13 protein-coding genes and 1 pseudogene are annotated in these 17,968 nt (G+C 73.1%); 8 read left to right on the forward strand and 6 right to left on the reverse strand.

The window, feature by feature from the left end:
* Nucleotides 1–339: 339 nt before the first annotated feature.
* The 4 genes from TNCT6_RS00450 (at nt 340) to TNCT6_RS00465 (ending at nt 6,474) form a co-directional block, all read left to right on the forward strand.
* Nucleotides 340–555, forward strand: a complete 216-nt coding sequence (locus TNCT6_RS00450; RefSeq protein ID WP_141355458.1) for a type A2 lantipeptide — start codon at nt 340–342, stop codon at nt 553–555.
* Nucleotides 556–630: 75 nt separating this feature from the next.
* Nucleotides 631–1,437: an HlyD family efflux transporter periplasmic adaptor subunit gene (locus TNCT6_RS00455; RefSeq protein ID WP_141355460.1), complete on the forward strand. Its 807-nt coding sequence runs from the start codon at nt 631–633 to the stop codon at nt 1,435–1,437.
* On the forward strand, nt 1,434–3,656 hold the full coding sequence (locus TNCT6_RS00460) for an NHLP family bacteriocin export ABC transporter peptidase/permease/ATPase subunit (protein ID WP_141355462.1): 2,223 nt from the start codon (nt 1,434–1,436) through the stop codon (nt 3,654–3,656). The genes TNCT6_RS00455 and TNCT6_RS00460 overlap by 4 nt, the downstream gene beginning before the upstream one ends.
* 1 nt (nt 3,657) lies before the next feature.
* Nucleotides 3,658–6,474 carry an NHLP bacteriocin export ABC transporter permease/ATPase subunit gene (locus TNCT6_RS00465; RefSeq protein WP_141355464.1) on the forward strand — a complete coding sequence of 939 codons (2,817 nt, stop codon included), beginning with the start codon at nt 3,658–3,660 and terminating at the stop codon, nt 6,472–6,474.
* Between the two features lie 37 nt (nt 6,475–6,511).
* Here TNCT6_RS00465 and TNCT6_RS00470 read toward each other — a convergent pair whose 3' ends face one another.
* A complete protein-coding gene (locus tag TNCT6_RS00470) occupies nt 6,512–7,048 on the reverse strand; it encodes an SRPBCC family protein (RefSeq protein ID WP_141355466.1) in 537 nt (178 codons plus the stop codon).
* Between the two features lie 297 nt (nt 7,049–7,345).
* A complete protein-coding gene (locus tag TNCT6_RS00475; protein WP_141355468.1) occupies nt 7,346–7,780 on the reverse strand; it encodes a subtilase-type protease inhibitor in 435 nt (144 codons plus the stop codon).
* A 324-nt stretch (nt 7,781–8,104) separates the two neighbouring features.
* On the opposite strand from TNCT6_RS00475, the gene TNCT6_RS00480 reads away from it, so the two are divergent.
* From TNCT6_RS00480 to TNCT6_RS00495, 4 genes and pseudogenes are all read left to right on the forward strand, one after another.
* Nucleotides 8,105–8,701: a hypothetical protein gene (locus TNCT6_RS00480; protein ID WP_141355470.1), complete on the forward strand. Its 597-nt coding sequence runs from the start codon at nt 8,105–8,107 to the stop codon at nt 8,699–8,701.
* A gap of 198 nt (nt 8,702–8,899) precedes the next feature.
* Nucleotides 8,900–10,504 (forward strand): cytosine permease, encoded by a 1,605-nt coding sequence (locus tag TNCT6_RS00485; protein WP_141355472.1) that lies wholly within the window; start codon nt 8,900–8,902, stop codon nt 10,502–10,504.
* 97 nt (nt 10,505–10,601) lie between these two features.
* Nucleotides 10,602–11,297 carry an alpha/beta fold hydrolase gene (locus tag TNCT6_RS00490; protein ID WP_141355474.1) on the forward strand — a complete coding sequence of 232 codons (696 nt, stop codon included), beginning with the start codon at nt 10,602–10,604 and terminating at the stop codon, nt 11,295–11,297.
* Between the two features lie 93 nt (nt 11,298–11,390).
* Nucleotides 11,391–12,524: pseudogene (locus tag TNCT6_RS00495) on the forward strand (lactate 2-monooxygenase); the annotation flags it as partial.
* 5 nt (nt 12,525–12,529) lie between these two features.
* Here TNCT6_RS00495 and TNCT6_RS00500 read toward each other — a convergent pair.
* The 4 genes from TNCT6_RS00500 to TNCT6_RS00515 all read right to left on the reverse strand — a co-directional run bounded on the left by TNCT6_RS00500 (nt 12,530) and on the right by TNCT6_RS00515 (nt 17,698).
* On the reverse strand, nt 12,530–14,176 hold the full coding sequence (locus TNCT6_RS00500) for an RICIN domain-containing protein (protein WP_141355476.1): 1,647 nt from the start codon (nt 14,174–14,176) through the stop codon (nt 12,530–12,532).
* 462 nt (nt 14,177–14,638) lie between these two features.
* Nucleotides 14,639–15,016, reverse strand: a complete 378-nt coding sequence (locus TNCT6_RS00505) for a toxin Doc (RefSeq protein ID WP_141355478.1) — start codon at nt 15,014–15,016, stop codon at nt 14,639–14,641.
* A 3-nt stretch (nt 15,017–15,019) separates the two neighbouring features.
* A complete protein-coding gene (locus TNCT6_RS00510) occupies nt 15,020–15,265 on the reverse strand; it encodes a hypothetical protein (RefSeq protein ID WP_100571383.1) in 246 nt (81 codons plus the stop codon).
* A gap of 150 nt (nt 15,266–15,415) precedes the next feature.
* Nucleotides 15,416–17,698 (reverse strand): glycoside hydrolase family 9 protein, encoded by a 2,283-nt coding sequence (locus TNCT6_RS00515; RefSeq protein WP_141355480.1) that lies wholly within the window; start codon nt 17,696–17,698, stop codon nt 15,416–15,418.
* Nucleotides 17,699–17,968 lie beyond the last annotated feature (270 nt).

Raw genomic sequence — 17,968 nt, forward strand, 5'->3', positions numbered from 1 at the left:
TCTGCACAGCCGCGCGCCCCCTGCGAGGGCTTCGGGGCCCGGTTCCGGACGCACCGGCGCAAGGGCAAGGGAGGCGGTGCGCCGATGCGGTGCGGTGTGTGAAGAAGTCGCCGCCACGCCGTTGCCGAGCCTGCACGCTTCCCCGGTCACATCGACAAGTGCCCTGGTGGGAGGCCTGGTTGAGTGGAATCGGCGGGCCGCACCGTGCTTACATCCATCGCAGCGCGGGACCCCAGCCGGGCGCTCGGGAAGGGGCCCGGTACCCGCGGTCGCGGCCGTCTTTCCCCAGAGAAGGCCGCTCCCCCCTTGTGAGACATCCATATGAAGGGACGTTCCATCATGAACCCCACCCCCCAGGTTGAGACCGCCGAGATCTCCGACGCCGAGCTCGACAACGTCTCCGGCGGTCTGTCCGTGAACGCCCTGGGCACCGCCACCGGCCTGGTGGACAGCGTTGTCCCGGTCTCCGGCGTGGTGAACACGGCCGTCGGCACGGTCGAGGGTGCCACCGGTCTGAGCACCGCCCCGGTCGCCAACCTGGTCGCCGGTCTCTGATCGCACCTCGTTGCCGCCGAGTCCCGGGACCGCACGCCGGTTCCGGGGCTCGCGGTTGCCGCAGGAAGCCATAACGTGCAGTTCCGACAACAGGCCCTCGCCAAGCTCCAGTCGCCGGAAGAACTCGACCTCCCGGTGCGGCTCGCCCGCCCCCAGGGATGGCTCGTCCTGTCCGTCACCCTCGTCGCCATGGCGGCCGCGTCCCTGTGGGCCGTGACCGGATCGGTGGCGTCCACCGTCGGCGCGCCGGCCATCCTCACGCACGGGCAGGGCAGTTACGTCCTGCAGAGCCCGGTCGCCGGACAGGTCACCGCGGTCCTCGCCAAGGAGGGCGAGCGGCTGCCCGCGAACTCGCCCGTGCTCACGGTGCGTACCGGCCGGGGCGAGGAGACCCTGCGCACGGTGGCCGCCGGCCGGATCACCACGCTCGCCGCCACCATCGGCCAGATCGTCTCCACCGGCGCGGACGTCGCGGCCGTGGAGAAGGTCGCCCATGCCTCCGACCCGCTGTACGCGACCGTGTACGTGCCCGCCGAGAACGCCGCCGCCATTCCCGCCGGCGCCTCGGTCGACCTGACCGTCTCCTCGGTGCCCGCCCAGCGCTACGGCGTGCTGCGCGGCCATGTGAGGACGGTGGACCGGTCGGCCCAGTCCGCCCAGCGGATCGCCGCCTTCCTCGGGGACGGCCAGCTGGGCGAGCAGTTCACCCGGAAGGGCCGGCCCGTCGCCGTACTCGTCCGGCTCGACACCTCGTCCGCGACGGAGAGCGGCCTCGCGTGGTCGTCCGCCGGCGGACCGCCGTACCGGCTCGACTCCATGACCCCGGCCGCCGCCTCGATCCGGCTGGCCGACCAGCGTCCCCTCGATTGGCTGCTGCCGTGACCACCACCCAGGAGACCCGCGGCCGCCGGCGCGCCGCCCGGCCCGCACGGCCCGTCCCCAAAGGGCGGGGCCTGACGGTCCGCACGCCCACCGTGCTCCAGATGGAGGCCGTGGAGTGCGGCGCCGCCTCGCTCGCCATGGTCCTCGGCCACTACGGCCGCCATGTCCCGCTGGAGGAGCTGCGCATCGCCTGCGGCGTCTCCCGGGACGGCTCACGGGCGAGCAACCTGCTGAAGGCGGCCCGCGGTTACGGTCTGACGGCCAAGGGCATGCAGATGGACACCGCCGCCCTCGCCGGGGTGAAGGCGCCGGCCGTTCTCTTCTGGGAGTTCAACCACTACGTCGTCTACGACGGCATGGGCCGCCGACTCGGCCGGCGTGGGGTGTTCGTCAACGACCCCGGCAAGGGCCGCCGGTTCGTGCCCATGGAGGACTTCGACACCAGCTACACCGGTGTCGTGCTGGTGATGGAGCCCGGCGAGGACTTCGAGCGGGGCGGCCGCAAACCCGGAGTGCTGGGCGCCCTCCCGGCCCGGATGCGCGGCACCGCGGGGACGATGCCGGCGGCGGTGCTGGCCAGTCTGCTGCTGGTCGTGGTCGGCGCGGCGGTGCCCGCGCTCGGCCGGACCTACATCGACACCTACCTGATCGGCGGCCAGACCTCCCTGCTGGGCGTGCTGTTCGCGTCGATGGGCGCATGCGTGCTGCTCACCGTCGTGCTGACCTGGTTGCAGCAGGCCAACCTGCTGCACGGGCGCGTCATCTCCTCCACGCTCGCCGGCGCCCGCTTCCTGCGGCATCTGCTGCGGCTGCCGGTCACGTTCTTCGCCCAGCGCAGCCCGGCCGACCTGGTGCAGCGGCTGGCCTCCAACGACCAGGTGGCCGAGACCCTCGCCCGCGACCTGGCGGCGGCCGGAGTCGACGCGGTGGTCGTGGTGCTGTACGCGCTGCTGCTCTACACCTACGACCCGCAGCTGACGTTCGTCGGCATCGGCGTGGCCCTGCTGAACGTCGTGGCGATGCGGGTCGTCGTACGGCTGCGCGCCACCCGGACGGCGAAGCTGCGCGCGGACAACGCCCGGTTGACCAACACCGCCTACACCGGGCTCCAGTTGATCGAGACGATGAAGGCGACCGGCGGCGAGGACGGCTACTTCCGCAAGTGGGCCGGGCAGCACGCCGCCACCCTGGAGGAGCAGCAGCGGCTCGGGGTGCCGACCGCCTGGCTGGGCATGGTCGCACCGGCGCTCGCCACCCTCAACAGCGCGCTGATCCTGTGGATCGGCGGAATGCGGGCCGTCGAGGGGCACATCTCGGTCGGACTGCTGGTCGCGTTCCAGGCGCTGGTGACCCGGTTCACCGCGCCACTGACCCGGCTCAACGGCGTCGCGGGCCGCATCCAGGACTTCGCGGCGGACGTGGCCCGGCTCAAGGACGTCGAGAACTTCCAGGCCGACCCCCTGTACACCCGCCCCGGCGGCGGGGACTCCACCCGGCGGCTGCGCGGGCACGTGGAGCTGGAGAACATCACCTTCGGCTACAGCCCGCTGGACAAGCCGCTGCTGACCGGCTTCGACCTGACCGTCGGACCCGGCCGGCAGGTGGCGCTCGTCGGCGGCTCGGGCAGCGGCAAGTCGACGGTCTCCCGCCTGATCTCGGGCCTGTACACGCCCTGGGACGGAGTGATCCGCATCGACGGGCAGCGCCTGGAGGACATCCCGCGCGGGGCGCTGGCGGCCTCCGTGTCCTTCGTCGACCAGGACGTGTTCCTCTTCGAGGGCACGGTCCGCGACAACGTGGCCCTGTGGGACCCGTCGATCCCGGACGACGCCGTGGTGGAGGCGTTGCGCGACGCGGCCCTGTACGAGGTCGTGACGCGCCGCCCCGGCGGCATCCACAGCGGGGTCGAGCAGGACGGCCGCAACTTCTCCGGCGGGCAGCGCCAACGCCTGGAGATCGCCCGCGCGTTGGTGCGCCGGCCCAGCATCCTCGTGCTCGACGAGGTGACCAGCGCCCTGGACGCCGAGACCGAGCGGGTCGTGATGGACAACCTGCGGCGGCGCGGCTGCGCCTGCGTGGTGATCGCGCACCGGCTGTCCACCGTGCGCGACAGCGACGAGATCGTCGTGCTCCAGCACGGCACGGTCGTCGAACGCGGGCGGCACGAGGAACTGGTCGCGCACGGCGGCGCGTACGCGGCGCTGGTCAGGGAGCGGTGAGATGACGACAGCGGGCGAACCGGACCTGGTACTGGGCGCGCTCGGCTCCCTGGGTACGCCGATCGACTGCTCGGGCTTCAACCGGCTCGACCTGGCGGGCCCTCAGGAGCTGTGGCTGATCGCGGCGGGCGCGGTGGACCTGTTCGCGGTCGACGCGGCGGAGCAGGGGCACTGGCACCACCTGGGGCGGCTGGAGGCGGGCTCGCTGCTCCTCGGTCCCGTCGCGGGCCCGCGGCACACCCTGGTCGCACGCCCGCTGCGGGACTGCGTGGTGGGCCGCATCGGGCTGCGCGAGCTGTACCAGCCGGCCGGCACCCAGACCTGGTCGTACGACGAGTACGGCAACCCCCAGTACGTTCCGCCGCAGACCAGCCCGCTGGAGTACGCCCTCGCGCTCGGAGTCGGCCGCGGCCTGTCCGTGCTCTTCCAGGCGCCCATGGCCGAGGAGCGGGCGGCGGCGCCCACGGACGACGACGTGTTCTGGATGCAGGTCCCGCCGGGCAGCGTGCAGTACGGGTCGCTGTACGGCGCCCAGGCCGCGGCCGATCTGCTGATGGACCCCGCCCTGTGGCAGAGCATGGTCGATCAGCAGTACCGGCTGCTGACCGCCCTGGACCGCTGGATCGAACAGCTGGAGCGCACTCACGAGACCCGGACGGCGGCCGGTATCAAGGCCGGTGAGGCGGTGCGCGCCCAGGCCGACCGGACGCTGCTGGCGTCCATCGGCCGGTCCTCGGCGGGGCGGCCCACGGCCGCCGACGCCGACGCCGGTTACGCGGCCTGCGAACTGGTCGCCCGGGCCGCCGGGATCACGCTGGCCGCACCGCCCCAGGCCGGCACCGAGAGCGACCGGCTGGACCCGGTGGAGCGGGTCGCCCTGGCCTCCCGGGTGCGCACCAGGGCCGTACGCCTCCAGGGCCGCTGGTGGCGGGAGAACATCGGCCCGCTGGTGGGCCACCGGGCGTTGTCCGGGGCGCCGGTCGCGCTGCTGTGGCGGCGCGGCGGATACGTCGCCGTGCACCCGGCCACCGGGCGGGAGAACCCGGTGGAGAGGGCGAACGCGGAGGAGTTCGAGCCGCGCGCGGTGATGTTCTACCGGCCGCTGCCCGACCGCCGGATCGGCCCGCTCGGGCTGCTGCGGTTCAGTCTGCGCGGTACCGGCGGTGATCTGCTGAGCCTGCTGTCCGCCGGGTTGGTGACGGTCGCCCTCGGGGCGCTGGTGCCCATCGCGACCGGCAAGGTGCTCGGCCAGTACGTGCCCAGGGCCGAGCAGGGCCTGATCGTGCAGGTGTGTCTGGCCGTGATCATCAGCAGTGTGGTGGCGGCGGCCTTCACGCTGCTGCAGAACCTGACCGTGCTGCGGCTGGAGGGGCGTATCGAGGCCACCCTCCAGTCGGCCGTGTGGGACCGGCTGCTGCGGCTGCCGACGAAGTTCTTCACCGAGCGGTCCACCGGCGAACTGGCGAGCGCGGCCATGGGGGTCAGCGCGATCCGCCGGCTGCTGGCGGGGGTCGGCCCGGTGGTCGTCCAGTCGGTGACCGTGGGCGCGATGAACCTTGCGCTGCTGTTCTGGTACAGCGCCTCCATGGCGCTGGCGGCGCTCGGCATGCTCGTGGTGATCGGTGCCGTGTTCCTCGGGCTCGGGCTGTGGCAGGCGCGGTGGCAGCGGCGTCTTGTGGTGCTCACCAACAAGCTGAACAACCGGGCCTTCCAGACGCTGCGCGGACTGCCGAAGCTGCGGGTGGCGGCGGCCGAGAACTACGCGTACGCCGCCTGGGCGTCCCAGTTCGCGCACAGCCGTGAACTTCAGCAGAAGGTGGGCCGGATCAAGAACCTCACCACAGTGCTGGGCGCGGTGTACCTGCCGGTGTGCACGCTGCTGATGTTCATGCTGCTGGCGGGCCCGGCGCGCGGCTCGATGTCGGCGGCGGCCTTCCTGGCCTTCAACACCTCGGTGACGATGCTGCTGACCTCGGTCACCCAGCTGACCGGCGCCTTCGTCTCGGCGGTGGCCGCGCTGCCGCTGCTGGAGGAGATCAGGCCGGTGCTGGACGCCACGCCGGAGGTGCGCACGGCCAGTACCCGGCCGGGGCCGCTGTCCGGGGCGATCGAGGCGCGGCGGCTGTCGTTCCGCTACACCGACGACGGGCCGCTGGTCCTCGACGACGTGTCCTTCGCGGTGCGGCCGGGCGAGTTCGTGGCGGTCGTCGGACCCAGCGGCTGCGGAAAGTCGACGCTGCTGAGGCTGCTGATCGGGTTCGACCGGCCGCTGTCCGGCAGCGTGCTGTACGACGGTCAGGACCTGGCGGCCCTGGACCAGTCGGCCGTGCGCCGGCAGTGCGGTGTCGTGCTCCAGCACGCGCAGCCGTTCACCGGATCGATCCTGGACGTCATCCGCGGCACGGAGCCGTGCACGGCCGAGGAGGCGATGGCGGCGGCCGAACTGGCGGGGCTGGCGCGGGACATCGAGCGGATGCCGATGGGCCTGCACACGCTCGTCTCGGGAAGCGGGGCGGTCTCCGGCGGCCAGCGGCAGCGGCTGATGATCGCCCAGGCCCTGGTGCGCCGGCCGCGGATCCTCTTCTTCGACGAGGCGACCAGCGCGCTGGACAACGACACGCAGCGCACGGTGATCGAGAGCACCCGCAAGCTGAACGCCACCCGCGTCGTCATCGCGCACCGGCTGTCGACGGTGCTGGACGCCGACCGGGTCGTCGTGATGGAGGACGGCAAGGTCATCCAGCAGGGGCCGCCCGCCGAACTGCTCGCGGACACGGGCGGGCGGCTGCACGAACTGGTGCGGCGGCAGATGGCGTGAGGGCCGGTCCTGACGGTTGGTTTCTGGACCGGGCCGTTCAGTCTTGGCCCGGGATGGGGGCTCCGGAGGGGACTCCGGCGGCGACGTACGCCTCGTAGAAGCCCTTCCACGGGGCGTGGACCCCGGCGTGCGGTCCCTCGAAGCGTTCGCCGCGCGCCAGGGCGTCCAGGGCGGCCAGGCAGACCTCCCAGCCGGCGCCGTTGCGGGCGGCGGTGTCCTCGGCGGCGAGGACGTCGGTGAGGGTGAAGCGGGTGTGTCCGTCGTCGGGTTCGTCGAGTTCCTCGAGGTCGAAGTGGAGTTCGCCGCCGCCCCACGCGAAGGACAGGTGCCGGGGCGGGTCGACGGCGAGCACGATGCCGGTGAACTCCTCCGCGCCCGTCTCCCCACGGAAGGCGATGGTGCCGCCGGGCCGCAGGTCCATCTCGGCGCGGAACGGGAACCACCGCGCGAGTTCGTCGGGGTCGGTCACGACATGCCAGACGCGGTCCACGGGGTGGCCGTAAGTGCGGGTGAAGCGGAGGGCGGGGCGGCCGTCGCCGAGCCGCAGAAAGGTGCCGGTGAGATCGACGGGCATGGGGATCAGTCCTTCGTCCGCTCGCAGGGGTCGGGCGTCGACGGAATGTACCGGCCCGGGCCCGTGCGAAACACGTGGAACCGCCGGGCCGGGCGCGACGGCCTTCACTCGCAGGCACTCGGCCCCGGGTACGCTCCGGCCGACGCCAGGGGCGCTCCGCCGATGCCAGGGACCGGCGGGCGGCCCCACTCCGCCCGCCGGTCCCTTTGTGCGGAATCGCCCGGTCCCCGCGGCAGGGCCCGCACTCCCCAGTCACGGGACCCTTCAGGTGCGTGCGAGGAACGCGCGATCCCGGTCTCAGAACGCGAAGACGCTCGTCATTGAAGCGTTCTTCACGCACTCGTTGGCATAGGTGCGCTCGTAGGAGACGCGCCTGCCCTGCCAGACGCCCTGGGCCGTGACCACCACGGGGTTGTACTCCCTGGTGCACGCCACCCGGTCGTCCGCCGTCAGCGCGGCGAAGTCACCGTTCGCGCCGCGCAGTTCCGCGCACGCCTCGGTCGCGGCCGGGTGGGTGCCGAAGGACGTCGGCGCGCAGCTCAGGGTCACGGCGCGCTCCGGCGCGGCGTTCGCCGCGCCGACGCCGTGCCCCACGGTGAGTACCAGGGCCGAGGGGGCGTAGAGGCCGGCGGCGGCCGGTGCTGGGCCGGCGAGGGCCGGCGCCGTGAGGGGCCCGCAGACGGCGGTGGCCGTCAGGCCGAGGGTCACTGCCCAGCGCGCGGTGTTCCGCATCGTGTGCTTCCTTCCGCTGGAAGTCGTCGGGTGCCGGCCCCGGCTCGGTCGGTGCCGGAGCGGCGTGCGGGAGTCTGCCGAGTCCGGGGCGGAAACTCACGTCGAACCCGCGGGTTTCGGTAACCTTGCGTATTGAATCAGTGGCGCGAAGTCACGGAACGCCGCGGCGGCAGCCCTTTGTCCATGGGCCCGGCGATCATCGGATCCGGCCGGATGGCCTGTTTCCCCGCGCTCGTCAATCGTCCTGAAACACTCCCGTTCCGCTCTCGGCGGACTTGTCCGCGACCCCTTGTGTTCATGTACGAGCTGCGTAATGGTCATTACATGATTACGACAGAGCAGCGAGAGAAAGTGCGCGGCTGGTTCGCCGGCCGTCTGCCGGACGATCTGTTCGAGAAACTGGTCGAAGTGGCGGTGGACCGCGAGGAGATCACCGTCATCGGCCGGATTCCCGCGCCCCGGCTCGCCGGGGACGCCGGGCCCGCGGAGCGGGAGGCGGCCGTCGAGGGCCGGGTGGGGGAGTTCCGGGAGCGCACCCGGGAGGACCGGATGGCGGTGGCCCGCGAGGCCGAGCACCGGTTCGGCCGGAAGGTGTCCTGGGGCGTGGAGTGCGCCGGGCGGCGCGCGCTGTTCACGCATGTCGCCGCGCCCGTCATGACCCGGCTGCGCCAGCCCGAGCGCCAGGTCCTCGACACCCTGATCGCGGGTGGCGTCGCCCGCAGCCGCAGCGACGCCCTCGCCTGGTGCGTGCGCCTGGTCCAGCGGCACACCGACGACTGGCTCGGGGAACTGCGCGCGTCGCTGGAACACGTACAGCGGGTCCGGGCCCAGGGACCCGATGCCCGGCCGGAGGACGCCCACGACGAGGAGGCTCACGACGAGGACACCCGCGGCCGGGGCACCCGCGACGGGGAGGGGTGAACGAAGGGTGGAGGATTCATCCACCGGTGCCGTGAAAGATGGACGAACCGTCCTCTGGTGCGGCTCACGCGCGGCGCCTTAGCGTCAGCGGACCCCCGAGGACGGTGCCCTTTCCCCGCCGCACACCCCGCGCCGGCGAGCGCCCGTCCACCCGCCGCGCCACCACGCGCTCCACCGCCGTCCTCCGATGGAGCTCCCATGTCCCCGCAGCAGTCACCGCAGGCCCAGCCGCCCGCCCCCTCCCCCGCCACGCCGTCCCTCACCGAGGTCGAGAGCCACGGCATCGAGCGCATCCCCGACGCCGACCGCTCCGCCAGGCCCCTGGACCTGTTCCGCATCGCCTTCGGCGGCGCGAACACCTTCTCCACCTGTGTACTGGGCGCCTTCCCGATCCTGTTCGGCCTCTCCTTCTGGCAGGGCCTGGCGGCCACCGTCCTCGGGGTCGTCGCGGGAGCGCTGATCCTGTGCCCGATGGCGGTGTTCGGCCCCGTCAACGGCACCAACAACGCGGTCTCGTCCTCGGCGCACCTGGGTGTCCACGGCCGCGTGGTCGGCTCGTTCCTGTCGCTGCTGACCGCCACCGCGTTCTTCTCCATCTCGGTGTGGAGCTCCGGCGACGCGCTGGTCGGCGGCGCGCACCGGCTCTTCGGCCTGCCGCGCGGCACCGCCTCGTACGCCGTCGCCTACGCGCTGTTCGCCGCGCTGGTCCTCGTGGTCTGCGTGTACGGCTTCCGCTTCATGCTGTTCGTCAACAAGATCGCGGTGACCTCCGCGAGCGTGCTGTTCCTGCTCGGCGCGGTCGCGTTCGCCGGGGACTTCGACCCGGGGTACGCCGGGGTGTTCACCGCCTCGGCGGACGCGGCCACGCGGTCGATGTTCTGGCCGTCGTTCATCGGCGCGGCCCTGATCGTGCTGTCCAACCCGGTCTCCTTCGGCGCGTTCCTCGGCGACTGGTCGCGCTACATCCCGGCCGACGCCCCGCGCCGCCGGGTGGTCGGCGCCGCGTTCCTGGCGCAGATCGCCACCCTGCTGCCGTTCGTCTTCGGCCTGGCGGCGGCGAGCATCATCGCCACCAAGGCCCCCGCGTACGTGGACCCCGCCGCTCCGGACTTCGTCGGCGGGCTGCTCGCGATCTCGCCGAGCTGGTTCTTCCTGCCGGTGTGCCTGCTCGCGCTGATCGGCGGCATGTCGACCGGCACGACCTCCCTGTACGGCACCGGTCTGGACTTCGCCTCGGTGGTTCCGTGGCTGTCCCGGGTGCGGGCGACCGTGCTGGTCGGACTGCTGGCCTTCGCGTTCATCTTCATCGGACGGTTCGCGCTGAACCTGGTGCAGTCGATCTCGACGTTCGCCACGATGATCGTTACCTGCACCACGCCATGGATGGTCGTGATGATGCTCGGCTTCTACACCCGCCGCGGCTGGTACGACCCGGACGCTCTCCAGGTCTTCAACCGCCGTCAGCGCGGCGGCCGGTACTGGTTCACGCACGGCTGGAACTGGCGCGGCCTGACCGCCTGGTGGGTGTCGGCGCTCATCGGGGTGCTGTTCACCAACATCCCGGGGCAGTTCGTCGGCCCCCTGGGCGACGTGGCGAACGGCGTCGACATCAGCCTGCCGCTGTCGCTGGCGTCGGCCGCGGTGCTGTTCCTGGCGCTGCTGTGGCTGTTCCCCGAGCCCCGGGCGGTCTACGGTCCCGAGGGTCCGCGGCTGGCCCGTGCCGTCGACGTCCCGGTGCCGCCGGTCACCGGACCGGGCGCGCAGGACGGCGCCGTGGTGCCGGTGCCCGCCGAGGCCGGCTGACCGGTCCGCGAGGCGGCCCGCCAGCGCGGGCGGCCGCGCGAGTCGGCGGTGCGCGAATCGCGGAGCGTTGTCACACCCGCCCGGTACGTTGGCCGGCATGACTCACTTCGTATTGGTGGCCGGCGCGTGGCTGGGTGCTTGGGCGTGGGACGAGGTCGTGCCCGGCCTGCGGGAGGCCGGGCACGACGTCCACGCCCTCACCCTCAGCGGTCTCGCCGAGAAGAGGGACCTGCCGGCCGGGCAGCGGACCCACGTCCAGGACATCGTCGGCCACGTGGAGCGCCACGATCTGCGGGACGCCGTCCTCGTCGGGCACAGCTACTCGGGCATCCCGGTCGGTCAGGCCGCCGAGCGGATCGGCGACAGGCTGCGGCGCGTTGTGTTCGTCGACTCCAACGTGCCACTGGACGGCAAGGCGTTCGTGTCGGGCATCGGCGGCGACCAGGTCCGCCGGGAGCTCGACGCGAACGACGGCACCTGGCCACCCCTCCCTCCGGACGACTACGCCGGCCAGGAGCTGACCGACGAGCAGATCCAGCGCATCGTCACCGAGGGCACGCCGCACCCCGGCGCCTCGCTCACCGAACCGGCCGTGCTGAAGCGTCCGCTGGACGAGCTGCCCGCGACGTACGTCAAGTGCCTTCTGGACGGGGCCGAGCCGATGCCCGTCGTGGCCGAGGCGCTGAAGAGCGAGCGATGGGAGCTGGTGGAGATGGACACCGGCCACTGGCCGATGTTCTCCCGGCCGGGCGAACTGGCCCGGATCCTGGTCGAGTCCGCGGCCGCGGACTGACGAGCGGGCGGTCGGTTCCCGGAGGTGCCGGCCCGCGCCTACCGGCCAGTATCGTCGGGTCACGCGCGTGACGGGCGACTTCGGGAGGGACGGATGGCGAAGCACTGGGCGGACTTCCAGTACGAGATCTATCTCAACGGCATGACGGGCGCGGTACCGCGGCTGCCCACCGACCTGACCCGCCTGGAGGAGCTGACCGGGCGACGGCTCGGCCCCGGCCCGATGGGCTATGTGACGGGCAGCGCGGGCAACGGCAGTACGGCGCGGGCCAACCGGGCCGCCCTGGACCGGCGCCGGATCGTGCCGCGCATGCTCCGGGACGTCCACGCGCGCGATCTGTCGGTGGAGGTGCTCGGCCGGACCCTGCCGGCCCCGCTGGCGCTGGCGCCGGTCGGGGTGCTGTCGATCCTGCACCCGGACGCGGAGCCGGCGGCGGCACGTGCCGCCGCGGCGCAGGGCGTGCCGTTCGTCCTGTCGTCGGCCTCCAGCACGCCCATGGAGCAGGTCGCCGAGGCGATGGGGGACGCCGAGCGCTGGTTCCAGCTGTACTGGGCCAAGGACCGCGAGGTGACCCGGAGCCTGTTGAGCCGGGCCGGGGCGTCCGGGTTCAGCGTCCTGGTGGTCACCCTGGACACACCGCTGCTGGCCTGGCGGCCCCGCGATCTGGACCAGGCGTACCTGCCGTTCCTGCACGGCGTGGGCACCGCCAACTACTTCTCCGACCCGGCCTTCCGGGCGGGTCTGGCGAAGCCGGTGCACGAGGATCCCAACGCGGCGGTGCTGCACTTCGTGGGCATGTTCGCCGACCCCGGCAAGACCTGGCCGGATCTGGCCTTCCTGCGGGAGAACTGGGACGGCCCGATCGTCCTGAAGGGCATCCTGCACCCCGACGACGCGCGCCTGGCCTCCGACGCCGGTATGGACGGCGTGGTGGTGTCGAACCACGGCGGGCGCCAGGTGGCCGGCTCCGTCGCGGCCGCCGACGCGCTGCCCCGGGTGGCCGAGGCGGTCGGCGACCGGCTGACGGTCCTGTTCGACAGCGGTGTGCGCACCGGGGACGACATGTTCAAGGCGCTCGCCCTCGGTGCGCGGGCGGTGCTGCTGGGCCGGCCGTACGCGTACGGGCTCGGCCTGGACGGCCAGGCGGGCGTCGAGCACGTGATCCGCTGTCTGCTCGCGGAGTTCGACCTCACGCTCGCCCTGACGGGACACGCCGGGCCGGCCACGACCGCTCACATGGTGACGTCCGGCGGTGCGGCCCCGCGGGCGGACGGCGTGCCCGGCCCGGCGACCGACAGCGGCCCCGGAGTCACCGAAGCGGAGTCGGCCGCCCAGCGCTGCGCGGCCGTGCCGTCGCCGACCTTGACGACGATGTCCGCGTCCGCCTGCGGCGAGGCGGAGGTCAGGGCGAGTCCTTCACCCCAGCGGGGCAGCAACTCTCCGCGCGCGCCCACGTCGTAGCGCACGTCGGGGCCCCGCTCGTCACCGGCCTCCGCGCAGGTGCCGAGGACGACCACGCCCGCGTCCGCGTGCGAGTCCAGGCACAGCCCGGGGTCGGCGACGCTGCGCAGCAGCCCGTCGTCCTCCAGCGTCCACCGCTGGCTCCAGGCCGAGGAGCACTCGGCCAGTGCGGTGGCCGCTCCGGCCTTCGGCTCGCCCCGGACGGCCAGGCACAGGCCGGCCGCGATGTTGCGCAGCCGGGCCTCCTCGGTCGACGGGGACGGCAAGGCGGTGCCGGGTGCCGCGGAACCGCCGGACGGGGCCTCGGACCCGGCACCGTGCGCCGTGTCCCGCGTGCCGGACGCGCCGGTTGACGCGGCCGGGGCGGTGCCGTCGCCGTGCGACCACAGGCTGACGCCGAGCACGGTCGCGAGCAGGGAGGCGGAGACGAGGCCGAGACCGGTGCGCAGCGCCCGGGACGACCGCGGGCCGCCCGGGGCGCGGCGGACCGGAGCGGCGATCCGGGACAGCAGCCGGCGCCGGCCGGAGCCGGCCGACCGTCCCCCGCCGTGCCGGGCGGAGCCTTTCGTGCGCGCGGCGTGCCCGGCGCGGCCCGGGCGGGAGTCGACGTAGCGGCGGGCGCCCCAGCCGAGCACCGCCTCGGCGAGCAGCACGCCCGGTGCGTTCTCCACCTGGCCGAGCTGCACGGCGGCGTCGCGGCAGTAGCGGCAGTCGTCCAGATGCCGCTCGACGTCCGGCAGCAGGGCACCGCCGCGGCGGATCGGCACGTCGAGCAGCCGGTTGTAGAAGCGGCAGTCGTCGGTCGGCGCGAGGTCGCGGTGGGCGCGCACGCAGCCCTCGCGGAACTTGTCCCTGGCCTCCTCCAGGGTGCGGGAGGCGGTGTCGGGGTCCATGCCCAGCAACCCGGCCGGGACGCCGAGCGGTTCGGCCTCCACCTCGGTGTGCCACAGCAGGCACCGGGCGGCCGGGACGAGGCCCTCGAAGGACCGCTGGGCGAGCCGGCGGTTCTCCGGGACCAGGGTCGCGGCGGCCCGCATGCCCCGGCCACCGGCGGGTTTGTGCAGCTCGGGCAGGGCGGCGGACACGCGGTCCTCGGCGGCCCACAGCCGGACCGTGTCCCGCACGGTCAGCAGCAGCCGGGGGCGCAGCGCGGTGCCCGGCTCGCCCAGGGTCAGCCGGTCGAAGACCTGATGGAAGGCGGCCGAGGCCACCATGGCCGCGAGGGGCGCCGGGGAGGCGAGGCAGATCACCGCGTAGTCGTGGACCGGCTGCCAGTGGCGGGCGATCAGCAGGGCGACGCAGTGGCCGACTTCGTCGTCCGTGCTGCCGGTGAGCCGGGCGGCGAGGGATTCGTCGGACTCCCCGGGGATCCCGCCGGGCGGCGGGCTGGGAGGACGGGAGGGGTGGGGGGTGGGCACGAAGAGGCTTCCTTTGGTACGTACCTGTGTGGAGCGGGCCCGCGGGTCTGGCACACGGCCGGCGGACGAATCGGCTCGACTCCCCAACTGTCCCTTCAGGACCGGCCCTTGCCCACGCACGGGCCGCTCAGCCTTGCACAGCTCATTGACACACAACAAGACATCCCGACAACACGGGCATCATTGACGGAAATTCAGGAAGCGGGACGTCACCGGGCGCTGTGGGCGTACACCACCGAGCGGTGCACGCCTACGCGTTCCCGTCGTCGCCGTGCGCCCCGTGTGAAGCACGCGCACACATCGGCGCCGCGCACGCTCCCCGCGCGACCGGCCCGGGAGTGCACTGGTTTCGGCCTCTCCAGGGCCCGGCGCGGGACGTCGGCTCTCCTGCGCGCGCCGGGCCGCCGACCGTGTTCCTCCCGCCCCACGGCCGGCGGCCCCGGGGGCCTATGGCGAGCGGTGTCAGATCTCCCAGGAGCGCAGGCGGTCGGCGGCGCCGTAGACGTCGGCCTTGCCGGACATCAGGTCGCGGGTGAGGTCGACGAGCGCGCCGTAGGGCGGGTCGATGCCGACGCCGCTGACGAACATGTAGGCCACGGCCGTCGCGCAGGCGAAACGGGCGTTGGCCGACGGCAGGGGTTTGAGCACGGCGAGGGTGTGCAGCAGGGCGGCGGCCCGCCAGGCGGGATCCGAATTGACGCCGAGACGCGGCGGGTCGACACGGTGGCGGGCGACCGCGGCCACCAGGGCCGAGAAGTCGTCGACGGCGGGCTGGTCCGGCAGGACCTCCTCGTGGCGCTGGAGCAGCCAGGGCACGTCGATGTGGATGACGGGGGTCATCGGTCAGGCCGCCCGCCCCTCGCCCTTCGTGGCTGTCTCGTCCTCGGGAAAGGCCGTCGCGAACTCGTCCGCGTGGGCGGTGAAGAACCGCCGGAAGGCCTCGGCGCCCTCCTGGAGGGCCCGGTGCCGGGCTATGTCCGCGGCGGCGGCCTCGCGCACCAGTGCCTTCATCGACGTGCCGCGTTCCTTGGCGATCTGGCGCAGGTCCTCGAGCTCGCGGTCGCTGAACTCCACATTCAGAGCTGGCATGGTCCACACGGTACCGCGCGGGTACTTTCCCGTAAATATCCGCTGGTCACAGCGACGGGACAGCGGTACCGAGGGACGGATCCGCGGCAGTCGGGGCCGCGCGCCGCCGCTCCGCTGGGGACGCGGCGGCGCTCCTGCGGTCGGGCCCGCTCAGCCCCGTCCGGGGTGAGCGGGCGGCCCGGCCTGCCGGCCCTGGTCCGCCGCGAAGGAGGCCATCCAGGCCAGCGCCGCGTTCCAGTTGATGGCCGTCTCGTTGGTCGACCAGGACTCGATGTCGTCGATGTAGCAGAACTGGCCCACGCAGCCCTGGAGTTTGCTCTGCGCGTACGGGTCCTGAATGCTGGAGTTGGCCCCGCCCGCGACGGTGCCCCTGGGCGGGTTCGGCAGGCTCGGCTCGAGCTCGTGGGCGTACCAGCGGCTGTGCTGGTTGTGGGAGCTGACCGTGCCGTAGCCGGTGACGTAGGAGATGTTGAGGGCGTTGCGGCCCAGGATGTAGTCCATGCTCTGCACCGCGCCGTCGCGGTACTTGGTGGCGCCGTCGAGGTCGTAGGCGGCGGCGAGGACGCGGGCGTTGTTGAGGATCTGGCTGTTGGAGCCCCAGTCGTACATGTTGTTCGCGGGCGCGTACGGCATGCCGTAGGGCTGCGCCTTCAGCGTGGCGAGGTACTTGTCCGCGCCCTTGATCACCGACTGGCGCACCTTCTCCCGGCCGGACAGCTTGCTCGGGACGGCGGCGAGGTCGAGGCGGGCCGGCACCGCGGTGGCGGCCCAGTCGAAGCTGACGCTGCCGAAGATGTCGGCCGTGTGCAGGGGGGACCTGGTCACGTAGTCGGCGAACTGCCGCTCACCGGTGGTGAGGTACAGCTCGGCGGCCGCCCAGTAGAACTCGTCGGTGGCGTTGTCGTCGGGGTAGGCGCCGCCGCCGATGCCGTCGTCCGGGTCCGGGTGGACGGCGGGATGGGCGAGGGCCGCGGTCCAGGCCGTGCGCGCGGCCCGCAGGGCCTTCGCCGCGAACGCACGGTCGTAGGGCTCGTAGAGGCGGGCCGCCTGCGCGGCCGTCGCCGCCAGGTTCAGGGTCGCCTCGGTGGTCGGCCGGTGCAGTTCGCGCTTCTGCGGGTCCTGGCTCGGCAGCAGAGGCAGCCCCGTCCACTGCTCGTCGTGGACCTTGCTGTGCGCCATGCCGGCCAGCGGCTTCCCGGCGGGCACCTGCATCTTCAGCAGGAACTCCAGCTCCCAGCGGGCCTCGTCCAGGATGTCGGGCACCTTGTTGCCGCTCTCCGGGAGGGCGAGCGTCCGGTCACCGAGGCTCGCGGGCCGGGCGGTGCGCGCGTGCAGGGTGCGCTCGTAGGTGCTCAGCAGTCCCCAGGTCGTGATGCCGCCGTTGACGACGTACTTGCCGTGGTCGCCGGCGTCGTACCAGCCGCCGGTGACGTCCAGCGTGTAGTCGCACAGGCCCGGTTGGCAGGGCACCTTGGCGTCGCCCTGGTTGGGGGCGGCGTTCAGGTGGCCGGCCGGGCGGGCGTAGCCGGGCCGCAGGTCCTCGCGGATCGGGATGCCGCTGCGCTGGGTGTAGTAGTGCTTGAGCGAGTCCAGGCGGAGCTGGTCGTAGACACCGGCGCCGATGTCGAACGGGTGGCTCGTCTCGCCGTCGGCGACCAGCGTGAAGCCCTTGCCGCTCCCCTTGTAGGTGCCGAAGTCGATCGAGTGCACCCTCTGCCCCGAGGAGACGTCCGTGCCCCGCGGCGCGCTCCAGCCGTGGGCCACGACGGTCCCGCGGGCGTCGCGCAGCCGCCACGGCAGCTTGGCGCCGGCATCGGTGACCAGCGTGGCGTTCTTGGGGCCGCCGGGCAGATAGCCGACCTGGTTGACCCGTACCCGCGGCCCGGTGTCGGGCTCGTACACCTCCGGCGGGACGCCGCCGAGGAGCGACACGTCGTCCAGGCAGAAGCGCCAGGGGTCCGCGGTGCCGCCGAGCTGGAAGGCGACCTGGCCCTGGGTGGTGTCGACGGGGGACGTGAAGGTGTAGGAGTAGGCGTTCCCCGAGACGCTCAGCTGCGGGCTCACCTCGAACCAGGTGTCGTACGGCGCCACCGAGAGCCCCGCGAGCGCCCGTACGACATGCCCGTCGGGGGTGCCGGTCGCCGTGAACGAGAGCCGGTAGGTCTCGCCCTTCACCAGGGTGATGTCGTTCTGTCCGACGGCGGCGTCCCAGCGGTTGGCGGTCCCGCCGGGCACGTCCGCGCACAGCCGGCCGTCGGACAGGCCCGTGGTGACGTTGCTGGTCGTCCACCACGGCTCGGCGGTGGTGTCGAAGGTGCCGTTCCTGACCTGCTCGACCTCGTCGGCCAGGGCCCGCGGGGCGGACGGCAGGGTGGTGAGGGCCGCCGCGAGCAGGGCTGCCACGGACAGCAGGGTGGTTCTGCGTCGTTTCACGTCTGAGCTCCTCGGAGGAGGTACGGGCGGCGCCCATGGGAGCGCTCCCAAGGGTGAAGGCACCATGCTTGTTGCAGCCATGACATCCGTCAACGGTCCCGACGGGACGTGTTGCCTCCCGGGCCGCCGGCACGGCCTTCCCGCCGGACGGCCGCCCCGGCCTTCCCCCCGCGGCGCCGACGCGTCCGTCCCCGGCGCCGGCGCGCCGCGCGGCGATCCCCCTGCCGCGTGACCGCGTTCGACCGGCAGGGGGGTCGCCGTCCGTACGGC

The sequence above is a fragment of the Streptomyces sp. 6-11-2 genome, from assembly GCF_006540305.1.
Lineage (GTDB): Bacteria > Actinomycetota > Actinomycetes > Streptomycetales > Streptomycetaceae > Streptomyces.

Bases quoted from the DNA above. Each gene is read 5' to 3' on its own strand.
- TNCT6_RS00450 (WP_141355458.1), top strand. From the start codon at position 340: ATGAACCCCACCCCCCAGGTTGAGACCGCCGAGATCTCCGACGCCGAG.
- TNCT6_RS00465 (WP_141355464.1), top strand. From the start codon at position 3,658: ATGACGACAGCGGGCGAACCGGACCTGGTACTGGGCGCGCTCGGCTCC.
- TNCT6_RS00470 (WP_141355466.1), bottom strand. From the start codon at position 7,048: ATGCCCGTCGATCTCACCGGCACCTTTCTGCGGCTCGGCGACGGCCGC.
- TNCT6_RS00475 (WP_141355468.1), bottom strand. From the start codon at position 7,780: ATGCGGAACACCGCGCGCTGGGCAGTGACCCTCGGCCTGACGGCCACC.
- TNCT6_RS00480 (WP_141355470.1), top strand. From the start codon at position 8,105: ATGATTACGACAGAGCAGCGAGAGAAAGTGCGCGGCTGGTTCGCCGGC.
- TNCT6_RS00485 (WP_141355472.1), top strand. From the start codon at position 8,900: ATGTCCCCGCAGCAGTCACCGCAGGCCCAGCCGCCCGCCCCCTCCCCC.
- TNCT6_RS00490 (WP_141355474.1), top strand. From the start codon at position 10,602: ATGACTCACTTCGTATTGGTGGCCGGCGCGTGGCTGGGTGCTTGGGCG.
- TNCT6_RS00505 (WP_141355478.1), bottom strand. From the start codon at position 15,016: ATGACCCCCGTCATCCACATCGACGTGCCCTGGCTGCTCCAGCGCCAC.
- TNCT6_RS00510 (WP_100571383.1), bottom strand. From the start codon at position 15,265: ATGCCAGCTCTGAATGTGGAGTTCAGCGACCGCGAGCTCGAGGACCTG.